This window comes from Acidovorax sp. SUPP3434, assembly GCF_030159015.1.
GTDB lineage: Bacteria > Pseudomonadota > Gammaproteobacteria > Burkholderiales > Burkholderiaceae_C > Paracidovorax.
This window is the reverse complement of record NZ_BQXL01000007.1, coordinates 55,367-79,367: the sequence shown is the minus strand read 5'-3', so window position 1 is coordinate 79,367 and position 24,001 is coordinate 55,367. Positions and strand designations below refer to the sequence as shown.

The window sequence follows — 24,001 nt, the reverse complement described above, 5'->3', positions numbered from 1 at the left end:
CCCCTCCATGGCAAAAACCATCAGCCTCACCCGCTACCTCGTCGAACAGCAGCGGGTGGACGGCCTCATCCCCTCGCAGCTGCGCCTGCTGCTCGAAGTGGTCGCCCGTGCCTGCAAGAGCATCAGCCACGCCGTGAACAAGGGCGCGCTGGGCGGCGTGCTGGGCACGGCCGCCAGCGAGAACGTGCAGGGCGAGATCCAGAAGAAGCTGGACATCATCGCCAACGAAGTGCTCATCGAAGCCAACGAATGGGGCGGCCACCTCGCCGCCATGGCGTCCGAAGAGATGGACAGCATCTACGTGGTGCCCAACCGCTATCCGCAGGGCGAGTACCTGCTGCTGTTCGATCCACTCGACGGCTCATCCAACATCGACGTGAACGTGAGCATCGGCACCATCTTCAGCGTGCTGAAAAAGCCCGAAGGCCACCCCGGCGTCATGACCGAGGACTTCCTGCAGGCCGGCACCCAGCAGGTGGCCGCGGGCTATTGCATCTACGGCCCCCAGACCACGCTGGTGCTGACCGTGGGCGACGGCGTCGCCATGTTCACGCTGGACCGCGAGCAGGGCTCGTTCGTGCTGGTGGAAGAGAACGTGCGCATTCCCGAGGACACCAAGGAATTCGCCATCAACATGAGCAACATGCGCCACTGGGACACCCCGGTCAAGCGCTACATCGACGAATGCCTGGCCGGCACCGAAGGCCCGCGCGGCAAGGACTTCAACATGCGCTGGATCGCCAGCATGGTGGCCGACGTGCACCGCATCCTCACGCGCGGCGGCGTGTTCCTGTACCCCTGGGACAAGCGCGAACCCAACAAGCCCGGCAAGCTGCGCCTGATGTACGAGGCCAATCCCATGAGCTGGCTCGTCGAGCAGGCCGGCGGCGCCGCCACCAACGGCAAGCAGCGCATCCTGGACATCCAGCCCACGCAGTTGCACGAGCGCGTCAGCGTGGTGCTGGGCTCAAAAAATGAAGTGGAACGCGTGACACGCTACCATTCCGATATATAATTCGAGTCTTCGCCGGTGTAGCTCAGTCGGTAGAGCAGCTCATTCGTAATGAGAAGGTCGGGTGTTCGATTCATCTCTCCGGCACCAAATGGAAACCCCTGATTCGCAAGAGTCAGGGGTTTTTCTTTTGGGGCTTGCATTGCGTGTGCCGGCGCTGCACAGCATCCCGGCATCGAGCGGCTGAACGGCGGCGACCAACGCGCGTTGCCAGCACGATCCCCGCAGCCAATCCAATGATCGATGGGCCCGATATGGCCGCCCCAGCGGCGTGTCCGCCGAAGGCGAACCCGCGCAGGTCCGTGGCTTGGCGTCCTACGGCAGGGGGTAGACCACCCGTGCAGCATGGCCTTCCCCACACACACCATCGACAAGGAAATCCCATGACCACCCGTGCACCCCGAGACGCCTGCTCCCTGCTCGATGCGGACCATCGCGCCGTCAAGAAAATGTTCAAGGAATACGAATCGCTGATGGAGTCCCGCTCCAAGGCGGCCGCCACCCAGCGGTTCGAGCTGGCGCGCCAGATCTGCCGCGAGTTGGCCGTGCATGCGCAGATCGAAGAAGAGATCTTCTACCCCGCCCTGCGCGATGCCATCAAGGACACCGACCTCCTCGCCGAAGCCGAAGTGGAGCACGCCAGTGCCAAGGACCTGATCGCGCAGATCGAGGCCGCCAGCGCCGCCGATGAAATGTTCGATGCCAAGGTGACAGTGCTGGGCGAGTACATCGACCACCACGTGAAGGAAGAGCGCAACGAGATCTTTCCGAAGGCACGTGCCGCCCGCAAGCTCGACCTCGTGGCCATGCGCGAAACGCTCGAAGCCCGCAAGGAAGAGCTGCTGGCGGGTGAAGAAGCAATGGCCTGACGACCCTGGCGGACCGCCCTCCCTCAGGGCGGCCTTGCCGCGAAACGCAGGGTCGGCGCTGCGAGGCGCTTACCGCCCTCTCTCTCGCCGCCGCCCTGACCAGCGTCTGCTGAAAGCCTGTGGGCCAGGCCGTCAGGTGCGGCCCGTCTCCGCCACCGCAGCGCTCGCATGCAGGCATATCGCGGCCGCCGCACCCACATTCAACGATTCTTCCCCGCCCGGCTGGGCAATGCGGATCAGGCGGCTCGCGCGCTCCTGCAGCGCTGGCGACACGCCCTGCCCTTCATGCCCCATGACCCACCCACAAGGCCAGGGCAGTTGCGCCCGGTGCAGGAATTCCCCGCCGTGCGAACTGGTCGCCAGCAGGGGCAGGCCGAGCGCATCGATGTCCGTCGCATCGAGCCCCTCCACCAGCCGCAGGCCAAAGTGGGCCCCCATGCCGGCCCTCAGCACCTTGGCGCTCCACAGCGCCGCCGTGCCCTTGATGGCCGCGATCTGTCCGAAACCGAATGCCGACGCGCTGCGCAGGATGGACCCCACGTTGCCGGCGTCCTGCAGGCGGTCGAGCACCACGGTGGACACGCCCGGCACCAACGCGGCGGCCGCCGGCATCTCCAGCACGAAGCCCATGCGCGCCGGCGATTCGAGGCCGCTCACGTCCGCCCAGAGGGGATCGGCAATCACTATGTTTTTGATAGCAGTATGCCGGTAGCTTTCTTGCGCTTCAGACCAAAAAGACTCCGCATACACGGCCACCGCCGGCTGCAGCCCCCGGGCCAGCGCCGCACGGCACAGGTGGTCGCCTTCCAGCCATACCCGGCCCTGCTTGCGGTAAGCGCTGCTGTCCTGCGCCAGGCGCCGCAGGTCCTTGACGAACGCGTTGTCGCGCGACTGAACGAAGGTGACGTTGTCCGAGGTCATGCCGGCTGCCATTCCGCCCGCACCAGGCCCTGCGGCGCCGGCAACGCGTGCGACCCATTCACGGTAGGCACCGCAGGCAGTGGGAGTACCGCCGCGTTGCCCCGGACGAGGGTCGCAGCCACGGGCGAAAACGAGCGGCGGTGGTGCGGGCAAGCGCCATGCTGCTGCAGCGCCGCCATGTGTTCGGCCGTCCCATATCCCTTGTGGCCGGCAAAGCCGTATTGGGGATATTCCAGGTGCAATTGCGCGCACCAGCGGTCGCGTGTGACCTTGGCCAGGATCGACGCCGCAGAAATGGCCTGCACCAGTGCATCGCCCTTGACGATGGCGTCCGCGGGCACTTCCAGCACGGGCAGCCGGTTGCCATCCACCAGCACACGCACGGGCTTCAGGCGCAGCCCCTGCACCGCGCGCTGCATGGCCAGCATGGTCGCCTGCAGAATGTTGATGGTGTCGATCTCTTCCACGCTGGCCTCGGCCACCGCGCAGCACAGGGCCTTGGCGCGGATCTCGTCGTACAGCGCTTCGCGGCGCGCGGCGGTCAATGTCTTGGAATCGGCCAGACCGGCGATCGGATTCAGATCGTCGAGGATCACGGCGGCGGCCACCACCGGGCCGGCCAGCGGCCCGCGCCCGGCTTCGTCCACCCCGGCCACCAGGCCCGGGGGATGCCATGGCAGGGCCGCCTGCTCAGGCGGCAAGGATTTTCTGGATCGCATCGGCGGCCAATCGAGGGGTGTCGCGGTGCAGGGTTTCGTGCAGCGCGGTGAAGCGCTGCTCCAGCGCCGCCAGCGTGTCGGGGGATTGCGTGGGCGCGTCGAGCCACTGCGTGACGGCCGCGGCCAGCGCCTCGGGGGTGGCGGCATCCTGGATCAGCTCGGGCACGACGAATTCGCCGCAAAGGATGTTGGGCAGCCCCACCCACGGCTGCAGCTGCTTGCGCCGCATGAGGCGCCAGCTGATGGGGTGCATGTGGTAGCCGATCACCATGGGCCGCTTGAACAGGGCTGCCTCGAGGGTGGCCGTGCCGCTGGCGATCAGCGTGCAGTCGCAGGCCGCCAGCACGGTGTGCGACTGGCCTTCGACGACCTGCACCGCCTCGGCCATGCCGCATTCGCGCACCACCTGCTCGATGCGTGCGCGCAGCGCCGGTACGGCCGGAATGACCATGCGCAACGCGGGGCGCGCCTGGCGCAGCAAGGCCGCCGCCCGCAGGAACGGTGCGGCGATGTAGTCCACCTCGGCCGAACGGCTGCCCGGCAGGATGGCCAGCACCTCGTCGCCGGGGGCCAGCCCCAGCCGGGCCCGCGCCGCCTCGCGGTCCGGCTGCATGGGAATCACATTGGCCAGCGGATGGCCGACGTAAGTGGCGGCAATGCCATGGCGGGCCAGGAGCGCGGGCTCGAACGGGAAGATGCACAGCACGTGGTCGGCGCTGCGCTTGATTTTCTCGATGCGTTCGGCACGCCAGGCCCAGATCGAAGGGCACACGAAATGCACCGTCTTGATGCCGGCCGCGCGCAGGTCGGATTCGAGCCCCAGGTTGAAGTCGGGCGCATCCACGCCGATGAAGACCTGCGGCGGGTCCGCGAGCAGCCGCCGCCTCAATTGCTTGCGGATCTGCACGATGCCCCAGAGCCGGCGAAGCAGCTCGACGCTGTAGCCATGCACGGCCAGGCGCTCGCTCGGCCACCAGGCTGTGAAGCCCCGCCGCTGCATCTGCGGCCCGCCGATGCCCTGCCCGGTCACGCCCGGCCATTGCGCCTGCAGGCCTTCGAGCAGCAGGCCCGCCAGCAGATCGCCGGAGGTTTCGCCTGCCACCATCGCGATGCGCGGTGCCGGTTGGAGGGAGGGCACCATCGCGGTCAGCGCGCGATGCCGCGCGAAGAGTTGGCGATGAAATCCAGCAGCAGCGCGATGTCGGGCGCGGCCTCGCCGTGGACCGACGGCAACTCGGCAATCGCCTGCCGCGCCGCGTCCAGCGTGAGGCCCTGGCGATACAGCAGGCGGTGCGCCTGCTTGATCGCGGCGAGCCGGTCGGCCGAGAACCCGCGCCGGCGCAGTCCTTCAAGGTTCAACCCGCGCACGGACAGCGGATTGCCGTCCACCATCATGAAGGGGGGCACGTCCTGCGAGATGTGGCTCGCGAACCCGGCCATGACGTGCGCGCCCACCTTGGTGAACTGGTGCACGCCCGTGAGGCCGCCGATGATGGCGTGGTCACCCACGTGCACATGGCCGGCCAGCGTGGCGTTGTTGGCCAGCACGGTGTGGTGGCCGACCGCGCAGTCGTGGGCGATGTGCACATAAGCCATGACCCAGTTGTCGTTGCCGATCGTGGTCACGCCCCGGTCCTGCGCCGTGCCGGTGTTGAACGTGCAGAACTCGCGGATCGTGTTGCGGTCGCCGATGCGCAGCTCGGTGGTCTCGCCGGCGTACTTCTTGTCCTGCGGCGCGGCGCCCAGGGACGCGAACTGGAAGATCCGGTTGTCTTCGCCGATCGTGGTGCGCCCTTCGATGACGCAGTGCGCGCCCACCGAGGTGCGCGCACCGATCGTCACGTGCGGGCCGATCACCGCATAGGGGCCGATGGCCGCGGAGGCGTCGATCCGCGCTGCGGGGTCGACGATGGCTGTGGAGTGGATGCTGCTGGTCACGTGCCGCCCTGCCCTCGCAGCGTCAGCCCACAGTGCGCATGGTGCACATGATCTCGGCCTCGCAGGCCACGCTGTCGCCCACGCGCGCCAGGCCCTTGAACTTGTAGATGCCGCCCTTGATGCGGTCCAGATCCACTTCCAGGATGAGCTGGTCGCCCGGCTCCACGGGGCGCTTGAAGCGCGCGCCGTCGATGCCGACGAAATAGAACACCTTGTCGTCGCCGGGCGCCTCGCCCATCATGTCGAACGACAGCAAGCCCGCGGCCTGCGCAAGGGCCTCGAGCATAAGCACGCCGGGCATCACGGGCCGGCTCGGGAAATGCCCCGTGAAAAAAGGCTCGTTGATCGTGACGTTCTTGAGCGCCTGGATGCGCTTGCCCCTTTCGAGTTCGACCACGCGGTCCACCAGCAGAAACGGATAGCGGTGCGGCAAGAGCTTGAGAATTTGGTGGATATCCATCATTGGAAGATGCGGTCTAACCGTCTTTTCGAGTTTGTTCGAGGGCCTTGATCCGTTCGCGCAGGCTGTGAAGCTGCTTGAGCGTGGCCGCGTTTTTTTCCCACTTCGCATTTTCGTCGATGGGGAACATGCCGGTGTATTGACCCGGCCGGGTCAGCGATCGCGTGACCACCGTGGCCGCCGACACGTGCACGTGGTCGGCCAGTTCGAGATGCCCCAGCACGATGCCTCCGCCCCCCACCGTGCAATGCGCGCCGATGGTCGCGCTGCCCGCCACCCCCACGCACCCCGCCATGGCGGAATGCCGGCCGATGCGCACGTTGTGGCCGATCTGGATGAGGTTGTCGAGCTTCACGCCATCTTCGATGACCGTGTTTTCCAGTGCGCCGCGGTCGATGCAGGTGTTGGCGCCAATCTCGACGTCGTTGCCGATGTGCACGGCCCCCAGCTGTTCGATCTTGACCCATTCGCCGCCCTGCGGCGCGAAGCCGAAGCCGTCGGCCCCGATCACCACGCCGGCATGCACGATGCAGCGCTCGCCGATGTGGCAGTCCTCGCCCAGCGTCACCCGCGATTTGAGCACCGTGCCCGCGCCCACGCGCGCACCGCGCTCCACCACGCACAGCGGGCCGATGAAGGCCGTGGGATGCACCGTGGCGTCCGGGTCCACCACTGCGCTGGGATGGATGCCCTGCGGCACCGCCACGGCATGCGCGCGCTTCCACAGCTGCGTGGCACGCGCGAAATACACGTACGGCTCGTCCGCGACGATGCACGCCCCCCGGGCCAGCCCGGCCTCGCGCATCGATGGCGCCACAATGACACAGGCCGCCCGGGAGGCGGCCAGTTGCTGCTGGTAGCGCGGATGGCTTAAAAAAGCCAGGTCACCGGGACCTGCAGACTCCAGGGGAGCGATGCGGCGGATTTCTCCGTCCCTCTCGCCCCCCTCCAGCGTGCCGCCCAGCGCATCGACGATCTGCCCCAGAGAGAGGCTCACGCCGCGCGCCCCGTCAGCCGACGGCCATCACTTGGCGGGCGTGGCAGCAGCGGCATTCAGTGCCTTGATCACTTTGTCGGTGATGTCGTGCTTGGGGTTGATGTAGACGGCTTCCTGAAGGATCACGTCGTACTTCTCGGCCTCGGCGACTTGCTTGACGACCTTGTTGGCGCGTTCCAGCACCTGGCCCAGCTCTTCGTTCTTGCGGGCGCCCAGGTCTTCCTGGAACTCGCGGCGCTTGCGCTGGAAGTCGCGGTCCTGGTCGACCAGCTGGCGCTGGCGGGCCGTGCGCTGGCTCTCGGCCATCGTGGGCGCTTCGCGCTCGAACTTCTCGGTGGCGGACTTCAGGCTGTTGCCCTGCTCCACGAGATCCTTCTCACGACGGGAGAACTCCTGCTCCAGCTTGGCCTGGGCTGCCTTGGCAGTGCTGGCCTCGCGGAAGATGCGGTCGGTGTTGACGAAGCCGGCCTTGAACTCCTGCGCCTGTGCAGGCACGGCTGCACCGAGCGTGCCCAGCAAGAGAACGAGGGGAATATGGCGGGAGAGAGATTTCATTAGAAAGACGTTCCGATCTGGAATTGCAGTTTCTGGATTCTATCGCCGGCGAACTTGCGCACCGGTTGCGCAAAAGCGAGGCGAAGCGGACCGAGCGGAGAAATCCAGCTCAGGCCCAGGCCGGCAGAGACACGCATGTCGCTGAGGGTGACCTTTTCATCTTCGCCGTACACGTTGCCCGCATCCACGAAAGTGAACACGCGCAGCGTGCGGTCGTTGCCCGCACCTGGGAACGGTGCGATCAACTCGGCATTGAGCGTGACCTTCTTCGGTCCGCCCAGCGACGCCCCCGTCACGTCGCGAGGACCCAGCGTGCCCTGGTCAAAGCCGCGCACAGAGCCCAGACCGCCCGAGTAGTAGTTCTTGAACACCGGGAACGGCCGACCGTTCATGCCCTTGCCCCAGCCGAACTCGCTGTTGAAGGCCATGGTGAACTTCTTGTTCAGCGGCACATACTGCTGGAACTGGTAATTGCCGCGGACATAGCGCGCATCGCCGGCCACCGACCATTCGGTGTTCAGGCGCTGGTAGCGGCCCGAATTGGGCGCCAAGGCGCTGTCGCGGTCATCGCGCGACCAGCCGATCGTGAGCGGAATCGCGGTGCTGCTGGAGCCGTAGGTCGTGGCATACGACAGGTACGCGGCGGGAATGTTGGTGCCCAGCTTGATCCGCGTCTGCTCGAGGCCGCCCCCGAAGAACACGGTATCGGTTTCGCTGAAGGGGATGCCGAAGCGCACGCTGGTACCGGCGGTGATCAACTCGTAGTTGCCGCCCTGGTCCTCGTACGGCTTGTCGGTGCGGTAGTACAGATCAAGCGTTCGCGAGATGCCGTCCCGCGTGAAGTACGGGTTGGTGGTGCTGAACACCAGCGTGCGGCGGTACTTGCTGGTGTTGACGTCCACCCCGAGGTAGTTGCCTGAACCGAACACGTTCTCCTGCTTGATGCTGAACGACAGCGAGACCTTTTCCGCACTCGAGAAGCCCGCGCCCAACTGCAGCGAACCGGTGGGCTTTTCGGCCACGTTCACCACCAGGTCCACCTGGTCGGCGGAGCCCGGCACTTCCTGCGTTTCCACATTGACTTCGGTGAAGAAGCCCAGGCGGTCCACCCGGTCGCGGGACAGCTTGATCTTGTCGCCGTCGTACCAGGAGGCTTCGTACTGGCGGAACTCGCGGCGGATCACTTCGTCGCGCGTGCGGTTGTTGCCGCTCACGTTGATGCGGCGCACATAGGCACGGCGGGCCGGCTCGGCGCGCAGGACCAGGGCCACGCGGTTGTTCTCGCGGTCCACTTCGGGCACCGCTTCGACGCGCGCGAACGCGAAGCCGAAATTGCCGAAGTAGTCGGTGAATGCCTTGGTGGTTTCAGCCACCTTGTCGGCGTTGTAGGGCTCGCCGGGCTGGATGGTGATCAGCGACTTGAACTCGTCTTCGCGGTCCAGGTAATTGCCTTCGATCTTCACACCAGAGACCACGTAGCGCTGGCCTTCGGTCACGTTGACGGTGATCGTGATGTCCTGCTTGTCCGGGGAGATCGCCACTTGCGTGGAGTCGATGCGGAACTCGAGGTAGCCGCGTGCCAGATAGTAGGAACGCAGGGTTTCCAGGTCGGCGTTCAGCTTGGTGCGGGAATAGCGGTCCGACTTGGTGTACCAGCTGAGCCAGCCGCCCGTGTCCTGGTCAAACAGCCCCTTCAGCGTCGATTCGCTGAAGGCCTTGTTGCCCACCAGGTGGATTTCCTTGATGCGCGCGGGCTCGCCTTCGGTCACGGTGAAGGTGAGGTTGACGCGGTTGCGCTCGATGGGAGTGACCGTGGTCACGACCTCGGCGCCGTACAGGCTCTTGTTGATGTACTGGCGCTTGAGCTCCTGCTCCGCGCGGTCGGCCAGGGCCTTGTCGAAAGGCCGGCCTTCGGTCAGGCCCACATCGCGCATGGCTTTCTTGAGCGTGTCCTTGTCGAATTCGCGGGCACCGGCGAAGTCCACGTCGGCGATGGTCGGACGCTCTTCCACGACCACCACGAGCACGTTGCCGCTGGCCTCCAGGCGCACATCCTTGAACAAGCCCAGTGCGAACAGCGCACGGATCGCCGCAGCGCCCTTCTCGTCGTTGTAGTCGTCACCCACCCGCAGCGGCATCGACGCGAAGATCGTGCCCGGCTCGACGCGCTGCAAACCCTCCACCCGGATATCCTGCACCTTGAACGGCTCCAGGGCCCATGCCGCATTGGCAGCAAAAACCATGGCGGCCACGGCACATGCCTTGCGCACGCCCAAGCGATTGAATTGTTTTTTCATGAGTGAACTGGTACCGCACGGTGAACGCGCGCGGCAAAAAGGTTAGCCAAAAAGCCGGGTGATATCGTTGAACAGGGCGATGGACATCATCAGGAGGAGCACCGCCACGCCGCCGCGCTGCAATCGCTCCATCCAGGCGTCGGACACGCCCTTGCCGGTCACGCCTTCCCAAAGATAATACATCAGGTGTCCACCGTCCAAAACCGGTAGCGGAAGCAGGTTCAGCACGCCCAGGCTCACGCTGATGAGGGCCAGAAACACCAGGTACTGGGTCAGCCCCATGCTGGCCGAACGACCCGCGTAATCGGCGATGGTGAGCGGGCCGCTGAGGTTCTTGAGCGAGGCCTCGCCGATCACCATGCGCCCCATCATGCGCAGGGTCAGTGCCGACACCTCCCAGGTGCGGACCACCCCATTCCACAGTCCTTCAAGCGGCCCGTGCCGCACGGTCACGAACTCCGGCTGGGCGCCCACGAAGGCCCCCACGCGGCCGACCGGGCCCGAAGGCTCGCTGTGCAAATCCGGCAGTACATCCAGCGTCAAGGTCTGGCCGCCGCGTTCGATGCGCCACGGCTGGGATACGGCCACCCCGCCACTGACCGATGCACGGATGAGCTCCCGCAGCTGCTGGCCATCCACCACATTGGTCGCACCGAGCCTGACGACCAGGTCCCCTTGCCGCAATCCCGCGCGTTGCGCCGCCCCCCCCTGGACCACCTCGCCGAGCACGGGCCGCGTCCACGGACCCACGATGCCGATCTTGCGAAAGAGCTGCGCATCCGCCTCCCGCGCGTCAAATTGCGCGAGTTCCAGCACCATCTGGCGCTGCGGCGCACCGGGCGACGGCTGCACCTGCAGGCGGACGTCGGTGCCGTCGAGCGCGCCGCGGGTCAGGAGCCAGCGCAGGTCCTCGAAGGATCGCACCGGCTCGGATTCTTCGTTGCCGAGGGCCGCTTCCAGCACGAGCTCGCCGCCTTGCAGGCCGGCTTTCTGGGCCACGGACCCGGGCACGGGGCTAGCGAGAACCGCCTTCGGCTCCTCCACGCCCATCCAGTTCACTGCCGCGTACAGCAGCACGGCGAGCAGCAGATTGGCCGCCGGACCCGCTGCCACAATCGCAGCGCGGGATCGCAACGGCTTGGCATTGAACGACAGGTGGCGCTCATGGGCATCGACGGGGGCCTCGCGCTCGTCCAGCATGCGCACGTACCCGCCCAGGGGAAACGCGCCGATGACGAACTCCGTGGGCGATCCCTTGGGCTGCCAGCGCAGCAGGGGTTTGCCGAAACCCACCGAAAAACGAAGCACCTTCACGCCGCAGGCGACCGCTACGCGGTAGTGGCCGTATTCATGGACGGCGATGAGCACGCCCAGCGCGACGATGAAGGCAATGACGGTCAGCAACATGGTGTCTTTCTGCCCGGAGGCGATCGCTCAGGCGGCCAGCCGCTGCGCACTGCGCAGAGCGACGGACCGTGCTTCGGCATCCAGCGCCAGCAGGGCCCCGAGCGATTCGGGGTTGGAGGGCGTCACCGCCTCCAGAGTTGCAAGGTTCAGCCGATGAATCTGATCGAAACGGATGCGGCGCTCCAGGAACGAGGCCACAGCCACCTCGTTGGCGGCATTGAGCACCGCCGTGGTGCCGCTTTGCGCGCGCAGCGCCTGCCAGGACAGGTGCAGCCCCGGGAAGCGGGTGGCATCGGCTTCCTCGAAGGTGAGCGCGGACAGCGTGGAAAAATCCAGCCGCGGCGTTCCGCTCTCGATGCGCTCCGGCCAGGCCAGCCCGCAGGCGATCGGAACGCGCATGTCCGGCGTTCCCAGTTGCGCCAGCACCGACGCATCCACGAACTGGACCATGGAATGGATGATCTGCTGCGGATGGATCACCACCTTGATCTGCTCCGGCGCCAGATCGAAGAGCCAGCGCGCCTCGATGACCTCCAGGGCCTTGTTCATCATGGTGGCCGAATCGACCGAGATCTTTCGCCCCATCGAGAAATTGGGATGGGCGCAGGCCTGCTCCGGCGTGACATCGCGCAGCGTGGCCGGCGCCCGGTTGCGAAACGGCCCGCCGGATGCGGTCAGCAGAATGTGGTCCACGCGGCGGGCCCAGGTCTGCGGGTCTTCCGGCAGGCACTGGAAGATGGCCGAATGCTCGCTGTCGATCGGCAGCAGCGTGGCCCCGCCCTCCCGGACGGCGGACATGAAGACCTCGCCGCCCACCACCAGCGCTTCCTTGTTGGCGAGCAGCAGGCGCTTGCCGGCCCGGGCCGCCGCAAGGCAGGGCCCCAGGCCCGCAGCGCCGACGATGGCCGCCATCACCACGTCCACCTCTTCGTGGGAGGCAATGGTGTCCAGCGCGTCCGGGTCCTGCAAGACCCGCGTTGCCAGGCCATGCGCCGCGAGCCGCTCCTCGAGCAGCCGCGCATGCGGCGCGCTGGCCATCACGGCGAAGCGGGGCTGGAAACGGACACACTGCGCCAGCAGGGCGTCGACCTGCGTGGCAGCGCTCAGGGCAAACACCTCGTAGCGCTCGGGATGGCGTGCCACCACATCCAGGGTGTTGGTACCGATGGACCCCGTGGATCCCAGGACCGTGATGCGTTGTTTCATGCGGAAGCGAAGTGAGTCAACATCATGGCCAGCGGCAAGGTGGGCAGCAGCGCATCCACGCGATCGAGCACGCCGCCGTGGCCCGGAAGCAAACCGCTGCTGTCCTTGGCGCCGATGCTGCGCTTGACGAGGGACTCGGTCAGGTCGCCCACCACGCTCATGGCCGCCATGAACACGGCACCCAGCAACAGCAGCCACCAGCCGCGCGCGAACAGGTGGGTATAGAAACTCGCGACCGATGCACTGGCGGACGCGTCGGCGACCACCCAGCCCACCGCCAGAACCACCACACCGGCCATGCCGCCCCACACGCCTTCCCAGCTCTTGCCGGGGCTGATCGAGGGGGCCAGTTTGTTCTTGGTGAAGCGCAGGCCGAAGGCCCGGCCTGCGAAGTACGCAAAGATGTCGGCCACCCAGACCAGAACCAGGATCGACATCAGAAAATTGATGCCCGCCATGCGCGCCTGCACCGCGGCCAGCCACGCCAGCCACAGCACGAACACGCCGCCGACCAGCCGCACGGCCTTGGGAACCTGGGGCCAGCCCTGGACACCCGCGCGCAGCATCCACGCACCGACAAGCACCCATGCGGCGCCACCCAGGGTCCACAGCCAGGCCAGCGGTTGCTGCAACCAGCCCAGTGACCAGCTCGCCGCGCAAAGCGCGACGCAAGCGGCCCCCACCCCCACGGCCGCGCCAGAGCCCAGCCCTTGAAGCCGACCCCACTCCCAGGCACCCGCAGCCATCAAGACCAGGATGACCGTGGCAAAGGGCCACGGAGACGGGTAAAAAAGCGCCGGCAGCAAAATGGCCAACAGGACGATGGCAGTGATGACGCGCTGTCGAAGCATGGGAAAGCCCTTTCAGACCTGCAGCGAGGCAGGTGACGACGCCAGTATTTGCTCGGATGTCTTGCCGAAACGGCGCTCTCGGGCATTGAAGGCGGCAATGGCCTCATCCAGGGCCTTGCCGTCGAAGTCCGGCCAGAGCCGGTCACTGAAGTAGAACTCGGAATAGGCCGACTGCCACAGCAGGAAATTGCTGATGCGCATTTCGCCACCCGTGCGGATCACCAGGTCCGGATCCGGCACGTGCGCCAGGCCCATGGCCGCATGCAGGCTGGCCTCGGTGATGGGCTCGCCCCGCGCCGCGACGGCCGCAGCGGCCTGCGCGATGTCCCAACGGCCGCCGTAGTTGAAGCAGACGTTCAGGACCAGGCGGGTATTGTGCGCGGTGTCCAGTTCGGCCTGGCGCAGGCCCGCCCGCACCTTCTCGGACAACCCAGCCTTCTCACCGACGAAATGCAGGCGCACTCCGTCCTTTTGCAACTGGGGGACTTCCCGGGACAGCGCCTTGGCCAGCAAGTCCATGAGGCCCGACACTTCATCGGCAGGCCGGTTCCAGTTTTCCGAAGAGAAAGCAAACACCGTCAGCACGGCCACGCCCCGCTCCACGCAGGCCTGCGCGCAGCGTTTGAGAGACTCCACGCCCTGCTTGTGCCCTGCCAGCCGCGGCAGGAAACGGCGCGTGGCCCAGCGGCCATTGCCGTCCATGACGATGGCAACGTGGTGCGGAATGGCCGAAGAGGCGGGCATGCAGGGCAACGATCGATTTCCGGAACCGGGGATCAGACCGCCATGATTTCCTGTTCCTTGCCGGACACCAGCGCATCGACTTCGGCGATGTGCTTGTCGGTGACTTTCTGGATCTCGGTTTCCGAACGCTTCTGATCGTCTTCGGAGGCCAGCTTGTCCTTGACCAGCTTCTTGACGGCTTCGTTGGCGTCACGGCGCAGATTGCGCACGGCGATCTTGGCGCTCTCGCCTTCGTTGCGCGCGAGCTTGGTCATTTCCTTGCGGCGCTCTTCGCTCATGGGAGGCATGGGCACGCGGATCAGGTCGCCCATGGAGGCCGGGTTCAAGCCCAGATCGCTTTCGCGGATGGCTTTCTCGATCTTGGCGCCCATGCCTTTTTCCCAGGGCTGGACGCTGATGGTGCGCGAGTCGATCAGGGCCACGTTCGCCACTTGCGACAACGGCACGAACGAGCCGTAGTACTCGACCTGCACGGAATCGAGCAGCGCTGGATTGGCGCGGCCGGTGCGGATCTTGGACAGATTGTTCTTGAACGCCACGATGGACTGGTCCATCTTGGTTTCTGCATTCTTCTTGATATCGGCAATGGTCATGTTTTTCTCCTCAGCATGAAGCCGGGCGCGCCGGGGCGCGCCCAACGCTCAAGCGTACACCAGCGTGCCTTCGTCCTCACCCATGACCACGCGCTTGAGCGCGCCGTGCTTGATGATGGAAAACACGCGGATCGGCAACTTCTGGTCACGGCACAGGGCAAACGCCGTCGCATCCAGAATCCCCAGATTGCGCGACATGGCCTCGTCGAACGTGAGCTTGGTGTAGCGGGTCGCCGTCGGGTCCTTCTTGGGATCGGCGGTGTACACACCGTCCACCTTGGTCGCCTTCAAAACCACCTCGGCGCCGATTTCGGCACCCCGCAGCGCTGCCGCGGTGTCGGTGGTGAAGAAGGGATTGCCGGTACCGGCGGCGAACACCACCACCTTACCCTCTTCCAGATATTGCAGGGCCTTGGGGCGCACGTAGGGCTCGACGACCTGCTCGATGGCGATCGCCGACATCACGCGGGCCGTCAGTCCCTGCTTGTCCATGGCGTCGGCCAATGCCAGCGCGTTCATGACCGTGGCCAGCATGCCCATGTAATCGGCGGTGGCGCGGTCCATGCCGACCGAGCCGCCGGCCACGCCGCGAAAGATGTTTCCACCACCGATCACCACGGCCACCTGCACACCCATGCGGGTGACCTCAGCGATCTCCTCCACCATCCGGACGATGGTGGCACGGTTGATGCCGAAGGCATCGTCCCCCATGAGCGCCTCGCCAGACAACTTGAGCAAAATGCGCTTGTGGGCTGGTGCAGCGATGGACATGGGGACTTCTCCGTGGGGCAATGGAATGGCGGGTGAGGTGGCGATCGGGTCTGCGATCAAGCGGCAGACTTGGCGGCTGCCACCTGGGCGGCCACTTCGGCAGCGAAGTCGTCCACCTTCTTTTCGATGCCTTCGCCGACCACGTACAGCGTGAACGCCTTGACCGTGGTGTTGGCGCCCTTGAGCATCTGGCCCACGGACTGCTTGCCGTCGGCGGCCTTCACGAAGACCTGGTCGAACAGGGACACTTCCTTGAGGTACTTCTGCACGCCGCCTTCGATGCGCTTGCTAACGATTTCGTCGGACTGGACGGCCTTGCCCTCGGCTTCCGCCTTGGCCTTGTCTTCCGCGGCCTTGGCAGCGGCGACCGAGCGTTCCTTCTCGATCAGGTCGGCAGGCACGTCGGCGCTGGTCAGCGCGACGGGCTTCATGGCAGCGATGTGCATGGCCACGTCCTTGGCAGCGGTTTCGTCGCCTTCGAACTCGACCACCACGCCGATGCGGGTGCCGTGCAGGTAGGAGGCCAGCTTGTTGCCGGAGAAGTGCTTGAAGCGGCGGAACGACATGTTCTCGCCGATCTTGCCGATCAGGCCCTTGCGCACTTCTTCCAGGGTGGGGCCGAAGCCATCCTGGCTGTAAGGCAAGGCACCCAGCGCTTCCACGTTGGCGGGATTGTGCTTGGCCACCAGTTCGGCAGCGGCCTTGGCCAGCGCGAGGAAGCTGTCGTTCTTGCTCACGAAGTCGGTTTCGCTGTTCACTTCGATCAGCCCGCCGGTCGTGCCGTCGATGTAGCTGGCGACCACGCCTTCCGCGGTGATGCGGGCGGCGGCCTTGCCGGCCTTGGTTCCCAGCTTCACGCGCAGGAGCTCTTCCGCCTTGGCCAGGTCGCCTTCGGCTTCCGTCAGGGCCTTCTTGCATTCCATCATGGGGGCATCGGTCTTTGCGCGCAGTTCGGCGACCATGCTTGCGGTAATTGCAGCCATCTTTTTCTCCAGTCTCAGTTCAGTTCGTTACAGCATTCGGGCTAAAAAAAAGGGGGCTAACCAGGAGCCCCGCTTTCATTCGCGACAGGTCGCGCGGCCGGGAATCAGGCAGCGGTTTCTTCCACTTCCACGAATTCGTCAGAGCCTTCGGCAGCCACGGCCTTGACCACGTCGTTCACGGCATTGGCACGGCCTTCGATGATCGCGTCGGCGATACCGCGGGCATACAGGGCCACGGCCTTGGCCGAGTCGTCGTTGCCGGGGATCACGTAGTCGATGCCTTCGGGGGAGTGGTTGGAGTCCACCACGCCGATCAGCGGAATGCCCAGCTTCTTGGCTTCAGCCACGGCGATCTTGTGAAAGCCCACGTCGATGATGAAGATGGCATCGGGCAGTGCATTCATTTCCTGGATGCCGCCGATGTCCTTTTCCAGCTTTTCCATTTCGCGGGTGAAGGTGAGCTGTTCCTTCTTGCTCATGGCGTCGAGGCCGCCTTCTTGCTGGGCCTTCATGTCCTTCAGGCGCTTGATGGAGGTCTTGACCGTCTTGAAGTTGGTCAGCATGCCGCCCAGCCAGCGCTGGTCGACATAGGGCACACCGGCGCGCTGCGCTTCGGTGGCAAGGATTTCGCGGGCCTGGCGCTTCGTGCCGACCATCAGGATGGTGCCGCGGTTGGCGGTGAGCTGCTTGGCGAACTTTTGGGCGTCCTGGAAGAGCGGGAGCGACTTTTCCAGGTTGATGATGTGGATCTTGTTGCGATGGCCGAAGATGTACGGGGCCATCTTGGGGTTCCAGAAACGGGTTTGGTGACCGAAGTGGACACCGGCTTCCAGCATTTCGCGCATGGTGACGGACATGAGAATTTCTCCGAAGGTTGGGTCTAAAATCCAGCCCCAATAACTGCCGGCTTGCAAGAAGAAGGCAGCACCTTGAAAGGGCTGGTTTGCGATTTGTCTTGCCAAGTTGTCGGCCACGCACTGCGCAGCCACCAGCAAAACCCAAAGATTCTAGCATGGCAGATTGACCGAGCCCAAACGGACCCTTGCGCCATCGGCGCGGCCGGCGCCGGCAGGGCCCGCCTGGAAACAGGCCCTTGGAAAACACAAAAACAGTAGCAGCCAGCGCAGTGTCCATTAGCGCCGGTGCCTGAAAGAGCTCAGAAACCAAATGCACATCGCCATCGTGGGCGCCGGGATCGTCGGCGTCACCACTGCTTACGAACTGACGTGCGACGGCCACGAGGTTTCGGTTTTCGAACAACGCAGCGCCGCGGCCGAGGAATCGAGCTTCGCCAATGCCGGCCTGTCCTCGCCCGCCCTCCTCATTCCCCTGGCGGCCCCCGGCATCGGCGGCCCGCAAAGCAACCGGCTCTGGGGACGCCATGCGGCGGTGCGGCTCGCTAAGGGGGTGACGGCATCCGAGCTGCGATGGCTCTGGCGGTGGCGCAAGGCCGGTCGTTCGCCGGCCCTTCCGATGGCCCTTTCCGCGCTGGAGCAACTGGGCCGCTACAGCCAGGCGCGCATGCGGTGGGTGTCGGAGCAGCTGCAGGTGGACGCGGAAACCGGCCGCGGCGCGCTGGTCCTGCTGCGTACGGTCGAAGACCTGGCGCACGTGCAGCCGGCCCTGCAACTGCTGCGGGAGGCGGGCATGGCCATCCACGACGTGGATGCCGAGACCGCCCGCCAGATCGAGCCGGGCCTGTCGCCCGACACCCCCCTGATCGGCGCTCTGCACATTCCCGATGGCGAGTCCGGCAACTGCCGCCTCTTCGCCCAGATGCTGCGCTATGCCGCGCAGGAGCGCGGGGCGCAATTCCATTTCAATGCCCAGGTCACCGGGCTGGATGCGGCGCCTGCGGGTCTGCGCATCGCCGGCGAGACGCTGCCGCGCCGGTTCGATGCCGTCGTCGTCTGCGCCGGCGTGGCAGCGGCGGCGCTGTTGCGCCCCTTGGGTGCCGAACTGCCGATGGCCGCGCTCCACGGCTACTCGATCAGCGCCCCGGTGCGCGAAGACTCCCATGCCCCGCAAGGATCGGTCGTGGACCCGCTCCATCGGGTGACGATCACGCGCCAGGGCCAACGCGTGCGCATCGCGGGTGGCACAGAACTCGGCCGGGGCGATGGCGCGCACCATGCGCCCACGCTGCAAACGCTCTACCAAGCCATCTCCGGCTGGTTTCCCGGCGGGGTGCAGGTTTCGTCGGGCCAGGTGCAGGTGTGGCGCGGTGCCCGCCCCACCCTGCCGGACGGTGCCCCGATCGTGGGTCCGAGCGGCCTGCCGGGGGTGTGGGTCAACGCCGGCCATGGCGGCTGTGGCTATGCGTTCGCCAGTGGCAGCGCGCGGGCCTTGGCCGACCTGATGGCCCAACGCGCGCCCGAGGTGGATCTGCAGCATTTCGCGCTGCGCCGCTTCTGAGCCGGACCCGACGCCATGCGCTCCGAGCCGCCTGCAGCAACAGCGCCGAAGCCCGCCCTTCGCCGGATCACGGCCGATCGGCCCCATCCTCTGTTCGACACGCTGGCCACGCGCCGGATCGAACAGGCCCTGGCAGCGCAGTACCCCCCGCACACCCTGATGCAGCGGGCCGGTTGGGCGGTGGCCCGGCTGGCGCAGGCCATCGCCCCGCACGCACGCAACGCATGGGTGGTCTGCGGCGCGGGCAACAACGGCGGCGACGGCCTGGAAGCGGCGTTTCACCTGCACCGGGCGGGGTGCATCGCCACGGTGACCTGGCTGGGCCGGCCGGACACGGTGCCACCCGATGCGCTCGCGTCCTATCGGCGCGCTGCGGCCGCAGGTGTCGTTTTCTCCGATGGCCCGCCGCCCGACATGGGGCCCGATGACGTGTGCGTGGACGCGCTGCTGGGCATCGGCCTGGCGGGCAGCGGCAAGCCCCGTGCGGCCGACCCGCGCATGCAGCACCTGCTGGCCCAACTGTATGCCACACCGGCGCCGGTGCTGTGCGTCGATACGCCCTCCGGCCTGTCGGGCGACACGGGCCAGTTCGCGGCCGGACTGACGCCGCCGGGCGCCGCGGTATCTGCGCGGCACACCCTGGCCCTGCTCACCTTGAAGCCCGGGCTGTTCACCGGGAACGGGCGCGACGTGGCCGGACAGGTCTGGTTCGACGACCTGGGCTGTGGCGCGAAGGACGTGGCGCCCTGCGCCTGGCTGGCGGCAGCGCCACCGCCCGCCCACCGCGCCCATGCCAGCCACAAAGGCAGCTATGGCGATGTGGCGGTGGTGGGCGGAGAAGGGCTGCGGGCCCGGGGCATGGGCATGGCGGGCGCAGCGCTGTTGGCGGCATCGGCGGCACTGCACGCGGGCGCCGGGCGGGTGATGGTGGCCCTGCTGGACGGGGGCGACCTGTCCCTCGACCCCATGCAGCCGGAATGCATGTTCCGTCGCTTCGACGCGCTGCATCTGGAGCAAGGCACCGTGGTCTGCGGGTGCGGCGGGGGCGAGGCCATCCGGGCGGTGCTGCCGAAGGTCCTGGCCGAGGCGCACCGCCTGGTGCTGGATGCGGATGCGCTCAATGCCGTGGCCGGCGACCCGTCCTTGGCGAAGGCGCTGCGCGATCGCGCGGCGCAGCCGGGCCGGCACACCGTGCTGACACCCCACCCGCTGGAAGCGGCCCGGCTCCTGGCGGTGGACACGCCAGGCGTGCAGGCCGACCGGCTGGCCGCGGCCTCCCGGCTGGCGGAGCAATTCGGCTGCGCCGTGGTGCTCAAGGGCTCGGGCAGCGTGATCGCGGCCCCGGGGCAAACGCCCCGCATCAATCCGACCGGCAACGCACGCTTGGCGACGGGCGGCACGGGGGATGTGCTGGCGGGACTGGTGGGTGCGCGGCTGGCCGCGGCGTCCGACGTGCCGAACGCCGCCTTCGATGCGGCCATGGCAGCCTGCTGGATGCACGGCGAGGTGGCGGACCAATGGCCTGACGGCACCGCCTTGACGGCTTTGGCGCTCGCCCGGCGGCTGACGCCCGGCTGAACCCAGCCCAAAACGGTTGATTTGCGTCAACGGATCGCAACCAACCGTAACTGTCGTCGCAACAGCCTTCCAAAAGGCCTTGTCTGACAGACCGGGCCAGAACGCAAGCGGTTTAATGCGTTCACTCTACCCGCCGTGCAGGCCCCCACCCCTCTTGAAGGACATCTGTCATGAAACGCAAAATCCATTCCGGAACCCGCGCTTTCGCAGCCTTTACGGTGACAGTGCTTCTCGCGGTGGCTGCCACCGCCATGACGCTGGTGCCGGACGAGGCGGTGCAGGCCGCCGACTCGCTGGTGAATCTGCCGGGCAACCTCGAGCAGATTCTTCCCGCGGAATCGTTCCTCAACTGAGTCCGACGTCCCGGCACGGCGCGGGCCGGGGCCGTCCCCTGAACCTCCGCGCCACCCTCTCCCCCTTGAGTTTCTGCATCAACGCTTTTCAGCGCTGAGCCCCTGCTCCAGCACCGACAACCGCCTGTGGGCGGCGGCAGCGGCGGGCCCATCGCCCCTTTGATCGGCACGCTGCGCCGCCAGGGCCAGCCAAGCCAGCAACGGCCGTCGCCACCCCTGCGCAGAGGCGGCCTCCACGGCGGAGTCGACCACCTGCGGCGTCTCCCGGCCGGTTTTCACCCACACCCCCGCGGCCACCAGGCGCGACAGCGGATCGTCCAGGCCGGCTTGCGCAGCCGGGCCGGCCGCCCAGGCGCTGCGCTGCGGCTCGGGCAGGCGGGCAGCGGCGGTGCTGTCGATGGTGCCGGCCAGGTAATCGGCATAGGCCTGGTCCTGCGGCGCTGCGTCAGCACGCAGGGCCTCGAAGGCCGTGCACGGTTCCACCACCAGGCTGGCGACCTGGGCGGCGCAGCGCATGAGTTCCACGCGTGCCAGCAGGTCGGGCCGCCCCGTGCGGGCGACTTCCGCCCGGGCCCGATCCCACTCCAGCTGCGCGATGCGGGGCTCGCCCGACAGGTATGCCTCGGTGGCCTTGCGGGCCGCGCCGTGGGCATTCATCTGCCATTCCGGCGTGGGCGGCTTGGCCGAGCACGCCCACAGTGCCAGGCAGGGGAGCAGCGCGGCGGCACGCAGCAACGATGTGCGCAGCGGGGAAGACAGCAGGGGTTTCATGGCAGCTTGAGTTCCGTGTCGCGCGCAAACGGCCATTTGCGCTGGATGTCGTTGACCAGGCCCTCCACCTTGCGCAGGTTGCTCTCCACTTCGGCCCGCAAGGTGCCCAGATCGGTGGTGGCTTCGCGCGCGTTGGCGCCGATGGCCTGGGCTTCGGCCAGCACGGCATCGACCTTTTTCAGGCTCTGGCGCGTGTCGGCCAGCAGGCCGTTGAGCTGCACCACCGTGGCCCGCACCTCGGGCACGAGCCCCGGATCGCCCGCCGCCCCGAACACCTGCCGGTCGGCCTTGGCGGCCATGCCGTCGATGCGCGCCAGCAGCTGGTTGGTGCGGTCCAGCGTGGCAGTGATCTTTTTGGCATCCGCCTCGCTGCCCATGAGCACGTTGAGCGCGCCGCCCGGCGCGTTCAGCCGCTCGGTCAGCGTGCGCACGTTGGATAGCGTGCCGCCCAGCGCGGCGTCCTGGGCCGTCATGGCCTGCAGGTTGGACAGCAGTTCGCGCGCCGAGGCCATGAGCTGCGGGATCTCGGCCGTGGCATCGCCGCGCAGCACCGGGCGCTCGGCGCCGTCGGCCAGCAGCGGGTCGGTGAGGATGCCGCTGTAGGCCTTGATGGTGGTGCCGCCCACGATGCCGCGCACCAGCGTGAACACGCTGGACTCGCGCAGCCAGTGCGCGTCCTTGCGCGGCACGTCGATCAGGATGCGCACGTTGCCGTCGGGCGACAGCTCGATGCCGCGCACGCGGCCGATCGGGAAGCCCGAAAACGTCATGTCCATGCCGACCACCACGCCCTCGGAGTCGTCGGCCGTAAGCACCAGGCGCTGCGTGGGCTCGAAGACGCCCCGCGCATACAGCAGGTAGAACGCCGAGCCCACGATGAGCGCCAGCGTGAACAAGAGCAGCGCCGCGGCCTTGCGCTCCAGGTTCGCCACCGGGCGCTGGGCTTCGAGCAGCGCCTCGCTAGCGGCATCGTCCGCCTCGTGGGAAGGGGGCCGCTCAGCCATGGCGCGCACCGCCGTGGGCCCGAGGTCCGAAAGCGCCGGCGGGGAAGGTGTCTGGGTCGGACATGAAAGCGTTTCCTCGGTGAGGCCACGGCGCGCAGCGCGGGCCATGGCCAGTGTCGTTCGTCATATGGGTCACGCAACGAGTTAGTAGTAATTGCCCAGCAGGGACGCGACTTCGATCAGCAGCAGCACGGCGAACATGCGCGCGAGCCCACCCAGTTCGGAGCCGTGGCGGCCCCGGCCGTCGCCGTTTTCGTAGAGCCCCGCTGCCATGGGAATGAGGGCCACGGCCAGGCTGAAGAACAGGGTTTTCAGCACGAACACCAGCGTGACGGCCGGCGTGAACACCTGGCCGAACATGCGCGTGTAGCTCGGCAGCCCCGCGGTGTTGAGCCCATACACCCCGAAATAGGCCATGGCGAGCGCGACCACGCACGACAGCGCCGCGAGCGTGATGCTGGCGTAGATGCCGGCCACCACCCGGGGCAGCAACTCCACGCGGATCGGGTCGGCGCCGTGCCGGCGCAGGCTGTCCAGGCGGCCGGCCTGGCGCATGAGGGCGAGCTGGGTGCCGTTGGGGATGGTGGTGCGCATGGCGACGAAGAGCGCGGCGGTGAGCGGGATCAGCTCCAGCACCAGCACGCGGATGACCATCTCCAGCGCGTAGCGCGACAGGCCGTAGCTCAGCGCCGTGACGACGACGATGCGGGTGATGACCAGGCTGACCAGCGCCGCCAGCACCGTGAACCCCAGCAGGATGGGCGCCGTGTCCTGGTACATGTGCCGCGCGAGCCGCCAGCGCGTGGCGCGCCCGTAGCTGGACGGCGAGAGCATGAGCACCAGCGCCACCGACCCGAGGTGCACGATGCGCCACCAGGCCACCGCCCAGCCCCGCGCGGCGCGCCAGATGCGGTCGATCAGCGAGGGGGATGGCAGGCCGGCGATCATGCGGGCATCATAGTGGACGGGCCGCCGGCGATGCGTAACAAAATTGGCCTCCAGCGCATATTCCACTAGGGCGTTCCGCTATCAATTTCATTGCAATGCGGGTGGTGACAGGGGCTGGCGTCACACGTGCCGTTTGGCCATCGGCGCGGGCGGCGGCACGGTTTCGGCATCGGCGCGGGCGTGCAGCGCCTCGATCACGCGGCAGCGGCCGGCATCGGTGCCGTCGCAGCGGCCGCGCAGCGACAGCAGTTCTTCCTCCAGGGTGCGCAGCTCCTGCAGCCGGGTGCGCACGTGCTGCAGATGCTCGTCCAGGGTGTCGCAGGCCGCGTGGTCGGCCGCTGCGCCGCTGTGGTCCAGCGCCAGCAGGGTGCGCACCTCGTCCAGCGACATGTCCATGGCCCGGCACAGCCGGATGAAGCGCAGGCGGTGCACCTCGTCCGCGCTGTACAGGCGGTAGCGGTTATCGGCGCGGGCCTGCTGGGGCAGCAGGCCTTCCTTCTCGTAATAGCGGATGTTGGCGGCCGGCACGCCCGACAGGCGGGCGGCATCTCCGATACGGTGGCAGGGGCTTTGGGCAGACATGGCTTGACCTTCGAGCGGCTTCAAGGT

The 24,001-nt window shown here is 67.0% G+C and carries 25 protein-coding genes and 1 tRNA gene; 6 read left to right on the top strand and 20 right to left on the bottom strand.

The annotated features are described in order from the left end of the window. Positions 1 to 7 precede the first annotated feature (7 nt). The 3 genes from AVKW3434_RS13020 (at position 8) to AVKW3434_RS13010 (ending at position 1,881) form a co-directional block, all read left to right on the top strand. Positions 8 to 1,015 (top strand): class 1 fructose-bisphosphatase, encoded by a 1,008-nt coding sequence (locus tag AVKW3434_RS13020; protein ID WP_272568522.1) that lies wholly within the window; start codon positions 8 to 10, stop codon positions 1,013 to 1,015. 11 nt (positions 1,016 to 1,026) lie between these two features. Beyond that, positions 1,027 to 1,102, top strand: a tRNA-Thr gene (locus tag AVKW3434_RS13015). A 293-nt stretch (positions 1,103 to 1,395) separates the two neighbouring features. Further along, the gene (locus AVKW3434_RS13010; protein WP_284406174.1) at positions 1,396 to 1,881 is read left to right on the top strand and encodes a hemerythrin domain-containing protein; all 486 of its coding nucleotides are present in this window, start codon (positions 1,396 to 1,398) and stop codon (positions 1,879 to 1,881) included. A 132-nt stretch (positions 1,882 to 2,013) separates the two neighbouring features. On the opposite strand, the gene AVKW3434_RS13005 is transcribed toward AVKW3434_RS13010, so the two are convergent. The 16 genes from AVKW3434_RS13005 to rpsB form a co-directional block, all read right to left on the bottom strand. Beyond that, positions 2,014 to 2,802: a TrmH family RNA methyltransferase gene (locus AVKW3434_RS13005; RefSeq protein ID WP_284406173.1), complete on the bottom strand. Its 789-nt coding sequence runs from the start codon at positions 2,800 to 2,802 to the stop codon at positions 2,014 to 2,016. Continuing rightward, positions 2,799 to 3,521 carry a ribonuclease HII gene (gene rnhB, locus AVKW3434_RS13000; RefSeq protein WP_284406172.1) on the bottom strand — a complete coding sequence of 241 codons (723 nt, stop codon included), beginning with the start codon at positions 3,519 to 3,521 and terminating at the stop codon, positions 2,799 to 2,801. Before rnhB ends, AVKW3434_RS13005 begins: the two co-directional genes overlap by 4 nt. Next, entirely contained in the window at positions 3,493 to 4,662 is a 1,170-nt protein-coding gene (gene lpxB / locus AVKW3434_RS12995; RefSeq protein ID WP_284406171.1) for a lipid-A-disaccharide synthase, read from the bottom strand. Before lpxB ends, rnhB begins: the two co-directional genes overlap by 29 nt. Before the next feature lie 5 nt (positions 4,663 to 4,667). After that, on the bottom strand, positions 4,668 to 5,459 hold the full coding sequence (gene lpxA, locus AVKW3434_RS12990; RefSeq protein ID WP_284406170.1) for an acyl-ACP--UDP-N-acetylglucosamine O-acyltransferase: 792 nt from the start codon (positions 5,457 to 5,459) through the stop codon (positions 4,668 to 4,670). A gap of 22 nt (positions 5,460 to 5,481) precedes the next feature. Further along, entirely contained in the window at positions 5,482 to 5,922 is a 441-nt protein-coding gene (fabZ, locus tag AVKW3434_RS12985) for a 3-hydroxyacyl-ACP dehydratase FabZ (protein WP_092744676.1), read from the bottom strand. A 13-nt stretch (positions 5,923 to 5,935) separates the two neighbouring features. Then, entirely contained in the window at positions 5,936 to 6,916 is a 981-nt protein-coding gene (lpxD, locus tag AVKW3434_RS12980; protein ID WP_284406169.1) for a UDP-3-O-(3-hydroxymyristoyl)glucosamine N-acyltransferase, read from the bottom strand. A 27-nt stretch (positions 6,917 to 6,943) separates the two neighbouring features. After that, positions 6,944 to 7,471 (bottom strand): OmpH/Skp family outer membrane protein, encoded by a 528-nt coding sequence (locus AVKW3434_RS12975; protein ID WP_272568495.1) that lies wholly within the window; start codon positions 7,469 to 7,471, stop codon positions 6,944 to 6,946. Then, a complete protein-coding gene (gene bamA / locus AVKW3434_RS12970) occupies positions 7,471 to 9,768 on the bottom strand; it encodes an outer membrane protein assembly factor BamA (protein ID WP_284406168.1) in 2,298 nt (765 codons plus the stop codon). The genes AVKW3434_RS12975 and bamA overlap by 1 nt, the downstream gene beginning before the upstream one ends. A 42-nt stretch (positions 9,769 to 9,810) precedes the next feature. After that, complete coding sequence (rseP, locus tag AVKW3434_RS12965) at positions 9,811 to 11,175, bottom strand: RIP metalloprotease RseP (RefSeq protein WP_284398743.1); 1,365 nt, start codon at positions 11,173 to 11,175, stop codon at positions 9,811 to 9,813. 27 nt (positions 11,176 to 11,202) lie between these two features. Beyond that, on the bottom strand, positions 11,203 to 12,381 hold the full coding sequence (gene ispC, locus AVKW3434_RS12960; RefSeq protein ID WP_284406167.1) for a 1-deoxy-D-xylulose-5-phosphate reductoisomerase: 1,179 nt from the start codon (positions 12,379 to 12,381) through the stop codon (positions 11,203 to 11,205). After that, positions 12,378 to 13,232, bottom strand: coding sequence for a phosphatidate cytidylyltransferase (locus AVKW3434_RS12955; RefSeq protein ID WP_284398750.1), 855 nt, complete (start codon positions 13,230 to 13,232; stop codon positions 12,378 to 12,380). Before AVKW3434_RS12955 ends, ispC begins: the two co-directional genes overlap by 4 nt. Positions 13,233 to 13,244: 12 nt before the next feature. Beyond that, positions 13,245 to 13,976 (bottom strand): polyprenyl diphosphate synthase, encoded by a 732-nt coding sequence (gene uppS, locus AVKW3434_RS12950; RefSeq protein ID WP_284406166.1) that lies wholly within the window; start codon positions 13,974 to 13,976, stop codon positions 13,245 to 13,247. A gap of 32 nt (positions 13,977 to 14,008) precedes the next feature. Beyond that, the gene (gene frr, locus AVKW3434_RS12945) at positions 14,009 to 14,569 is read right to left on the bottom strand and encodes a ribosome recycling factor (protein WP_272568485.1); all 561 of its coding nucleotides are present in this window, start codon (positions 14,567 to 14,569) and stop codon (positions 14,009 to 14,011) included. Positions 14,570 to 14,617: 48 nt separating this feature from the next. After that, positions 14,618 to 15,340 carry a UMP kinase gene (gene pyrH / locus AVKW3434_RS12940; RefSeq protein ID WP_272568484.1) on the bottom strand — a complete coding sequence of 241 codons (723 nt, stop codon included), beginning with the start codon at positions 15,338 to 15,340 and terminating at the stop codon, positions 14,618 to 14,620. A gap of 56 nt (positions 15,341 to 15,396) precedes the next feature. Next, complete coding sequence (gene tsf, locus AVKW3434_RS12935; protein WP_284398757.1) at positions 15,397 to 16,323, bottom strand: translation elongation factor Ts; 927 nt, start codon at positions 16,321 to 16,323, stop codon at positions 15,397 to 15,399. Between the two features lie 104 nt (positions 16,324 to 16,427). Next, positions 16,428 to 17,180: a 30S ribosomal protein S2 gene (rpsB, locus tag AVKW3434_RS12930; protein ID WP_272568482.1), complete on the bottom strand. Its 753-nt coding sequence runs from the start codon at positions 17,178 to 17,180 to the stop codon at positions 16,428 to 16,430. Positions 17,181 to 17,490: 310 nt separating this feature from the next. Between rpsB and AVKW3434_RS12925 the strand changes: the two genes are divergently transcribed. The 3 genes from AVKW3434_RS12925 (at position 17,491) to AVKW3434_RS12915 (ending at position 20,669) form a co-directional block, all read left to right on the top strand. Beyond that, a complete protein-coding gene (locus tag AVKW3434_RS12925; RefSeq protein ID WP_284406165.1) occupies positions 17,491 to 18,738 on the top strand; it encodes an FAD-dependent oxidoreductase in 1,248 nt (415 codons plus the stop codon). Between the two features lie 15 nt (positions 18,739 to 18,753). Continuing rightward, entirely contained in the window at positions 18,754 to 20,316 is a 1,563-nt protein-coding gene (locus AVKW3434_RS12920) for an NAD(P)H-hydrate dehydratase (RefSeq protein ID WP_284406164.1), read from the top strand. Positions 20,317 to 20,486: 170 nt separating this feature from the next. Further along, positions 20,487 to 20,669 carry a hypothetical protein gene (locus tag AVKW3434_RS12915; protein ID WP_272568478.1) on the top strand — a complete coding sequence of 61 codons (183 nt, stop codon included), beginning with the start codon at positions 20,487 to 20,489 and terminating at the stop codon, positions 20,667 to 20,669. A 78-nt stretch (positions 20,670 to 20,747) separates the two neighbouring features. On the opposite strand, the gene AVKW3434_RS12910 is transcribed toward AVKW3434_RS12915, so the two are convergent. The 4 genes from AVKW3434_RS12910 to AVKW3434_RS12895 form a co-directional block, all read right to left on the bottom strand. Continuing rightward, entirely contained in the window at positions 20,748 to 21,440 is a 693-nt protein-coding gene (locus tag AVKW3434_RS12910) for a hypothetical protein (RefSeq protein WP_284406163.1), read from the bottom strand. Further along, positions 21,437 to 22,444, bottom strand: coding sequence for an MlaD family protein (locus AVKW3434_RS12905; RefSeq protein ID WP_284406162.1), 1,008 nt, complete (start codon positions 22,442 to 22,444; stop codon positions 21,437 to 21,439). The genes AVKW3434_RS12910 and AVKW3434_RS12905 overlap by 4 nt, the downstream gene beginning before the upstream one ends. 144 nt (positions 22,445 to 22,588) lie before the next feature. Beyond that, the gene (locus tag AVKW3434_RS12900) at positions 22,589 to 23,392 is read right to left on the bottom strand and encodes an MlaE family ABC transporter permease (RefSeq protein WP_284398774.1); all 804 of its coding nucleotides are present in this window, start codon (positions 23,390 to 23,392) and stop codon (positions 22,589 to 22,591) included. Between the two features lie 120 nt (positions 23,393 to 23,512). Next, positions 23,513 to 23,974, bottom strand: coding sequence for a MerR family transcriptional regulator (locus AVKW3434_RS12895; protein WP_272568473.1), 462 nt, complete (start codon positions 23,972 to 23,974; stop codon positions 23,513 to 23,515). Positions 23,975 to 24,001 lie beyond the last annotated feature (27 nt).

Bases quoted from the DNA above. Each gene is read 5' to 3' on its own strand.
- AVKW3434_RS12895 (WP_272568473.1), bottom strand. From the start codon at position 23,974: ATGTCTGCCCAAAGCCCCTGCCACCGTATCGGAGATGCCGCCCGCCTG.
- rnhB (WP_284406172.1), bottom strand. From the start codon at position 3,521: ATGCGATCCAGAAAATCCTTGCCGCCTGAGCAGGCGGCCCTGCCATGG.
- uppS (WP_284406166.1), bottom strand. From the start codon at position 13,976: ATGCCCGCCTCTTCGGCCATTCCGCACCACGTTGCCATCGTCATGGAC.
- bamA (WP_284406168.1), bottom strand. From the start codon at position 9,768: ATGAAAAAACAATTCAATCGCTTGGGCGTGCGCAAGGCATGTGCCGTG.
- AVKW3434_RS12910 (WP_284406163.1), bottom strand. From the start codon at position 21,440: ATGAAACCCCTGCTGTCTTCCCCGCTGCGCACATCGTTGCTGCGTGCC.
- AVKW3434_RS12915 (WP_272568478.1), top strand. From the start codon at position 20,487: ATGAAACGCAAAATCCATTCCGGAACCCGCGCTTTCGCAGCCTTTACG.
- AVKW3434_RS13020 (WP_272568522.1), top strand. From the start codon at position 8: ATGGCAAAAACCATCAGCCTCACCCGCTACCTCGTCGAACAGCAGCGG.
- AVKW3434_RS12920 (WP_284406164.1), top strand. From the start codon at position 18,754: ATGCGCTCCGAGCCGCCTGCAGCAACAGCGCCGAAGCCCGCCCTTCGC.
- pyrH (WP_272568484.1), bottom strand. From the start codon at position 15,340: ATGTCCATCGCTGCACCAGCCCACAAGCGCATTTTGCTCAAGTTGTCT.
- AVKW3434_RS12955 (WP_284398750.1), bottom strand. From the start codon at position 13,232: ATGCTTCGACAGCGCGTCATCACTGCCATCGTCCTGTTGGCCATTTTG.
- AVKW3434_RS12900 (WP_284398774.1), bottom strand. From the start codon at position 23,392: ATGATCGCCGGCCTGCCATCCCCCTCGCTGATCGACCGCATCTGGCGC.
- rseP (WP_284398743.1), bottom strand. From the start codon at position 11,175: ATGTTGCTGACCGTCATTGCCTTCATCGTCGCGCTGGGCGTGCTCATC.
- AVKW3434_RS13005 (WP_284406173.1), bottom strand. From the start codon at position 2,802: ATGACCTCGGACAACGTCACCTTCGTTCAGTCGCGCGACAACGCGTTC.
- AVKW3434_RS13010 (WP_284406174.1), top strand. From the start codon at position 1,396: ATGACCACCCGTGCACCCCGAGACGCCTGCTCCCTGCTCGATGCGGAC.
- rpsB (WP_272568482.1), bottom strand. From the start codon at position 17,180: ATGTCCGTCACCATGCGCGAAATGCTGGAAGCCGGTGTCCACTTCGGT.
- fabZ (WP_092744676.1), bottom strand. From the start codon at position 5,922: ATGATGGATATCCACCAAATTCTCAAGCTCTTGCCGCACCGCTATCCG.
- ispC (WP_284406167.1), bottom strand. From the start codon at position 12,381: ATGAAACAACGCATCACGGTCCTGGGATCCACGGGGTCCATCGGTACC.
- AVKW3434_RS12925 (WP_284406165.1), top strand. From the start codon at position 17,491: ATGCACATCGCCATCGTGGGCGCCGGGATCGTCGGCGTCACCACTGCT.
- tsf (WP_284398757.1), bottom strand. From the start codon at position 16,323: ATGGCTGCAATTACCGCAAGCATGGTCGCCGAACTGCGCGCAAAGACC.
- AVKW3434_RS12905 (WP_284406162.1), bottom strand. From the start codon at position 22,444: ATGGCTGAGCGGCCCCCTTCCCACGAGGCGGACGATGCCGCTAGCGAG.
- frr (WP_272568485.1), bottom strand. From the start codon at position 14,569: ATGACCATTGCCGATATCAAGAAGAATGCAGAAACCAAGATGGACCAG.
- AVKW3434_RS12975 (WP_272568495.1), bottom strand. From the start codon at position 7,471: ATGAAATCTCTCTCCCGCCATATTCCCCTCGTTCTCTTGCTGGGCACG.
- lpxB (WP_284406171.1), bottom strand. From the start codon at position 4,662: ATGGTGCCCTCCCTCCAACCGGCACCGCGCATCGCGATGGTGGCAGGC.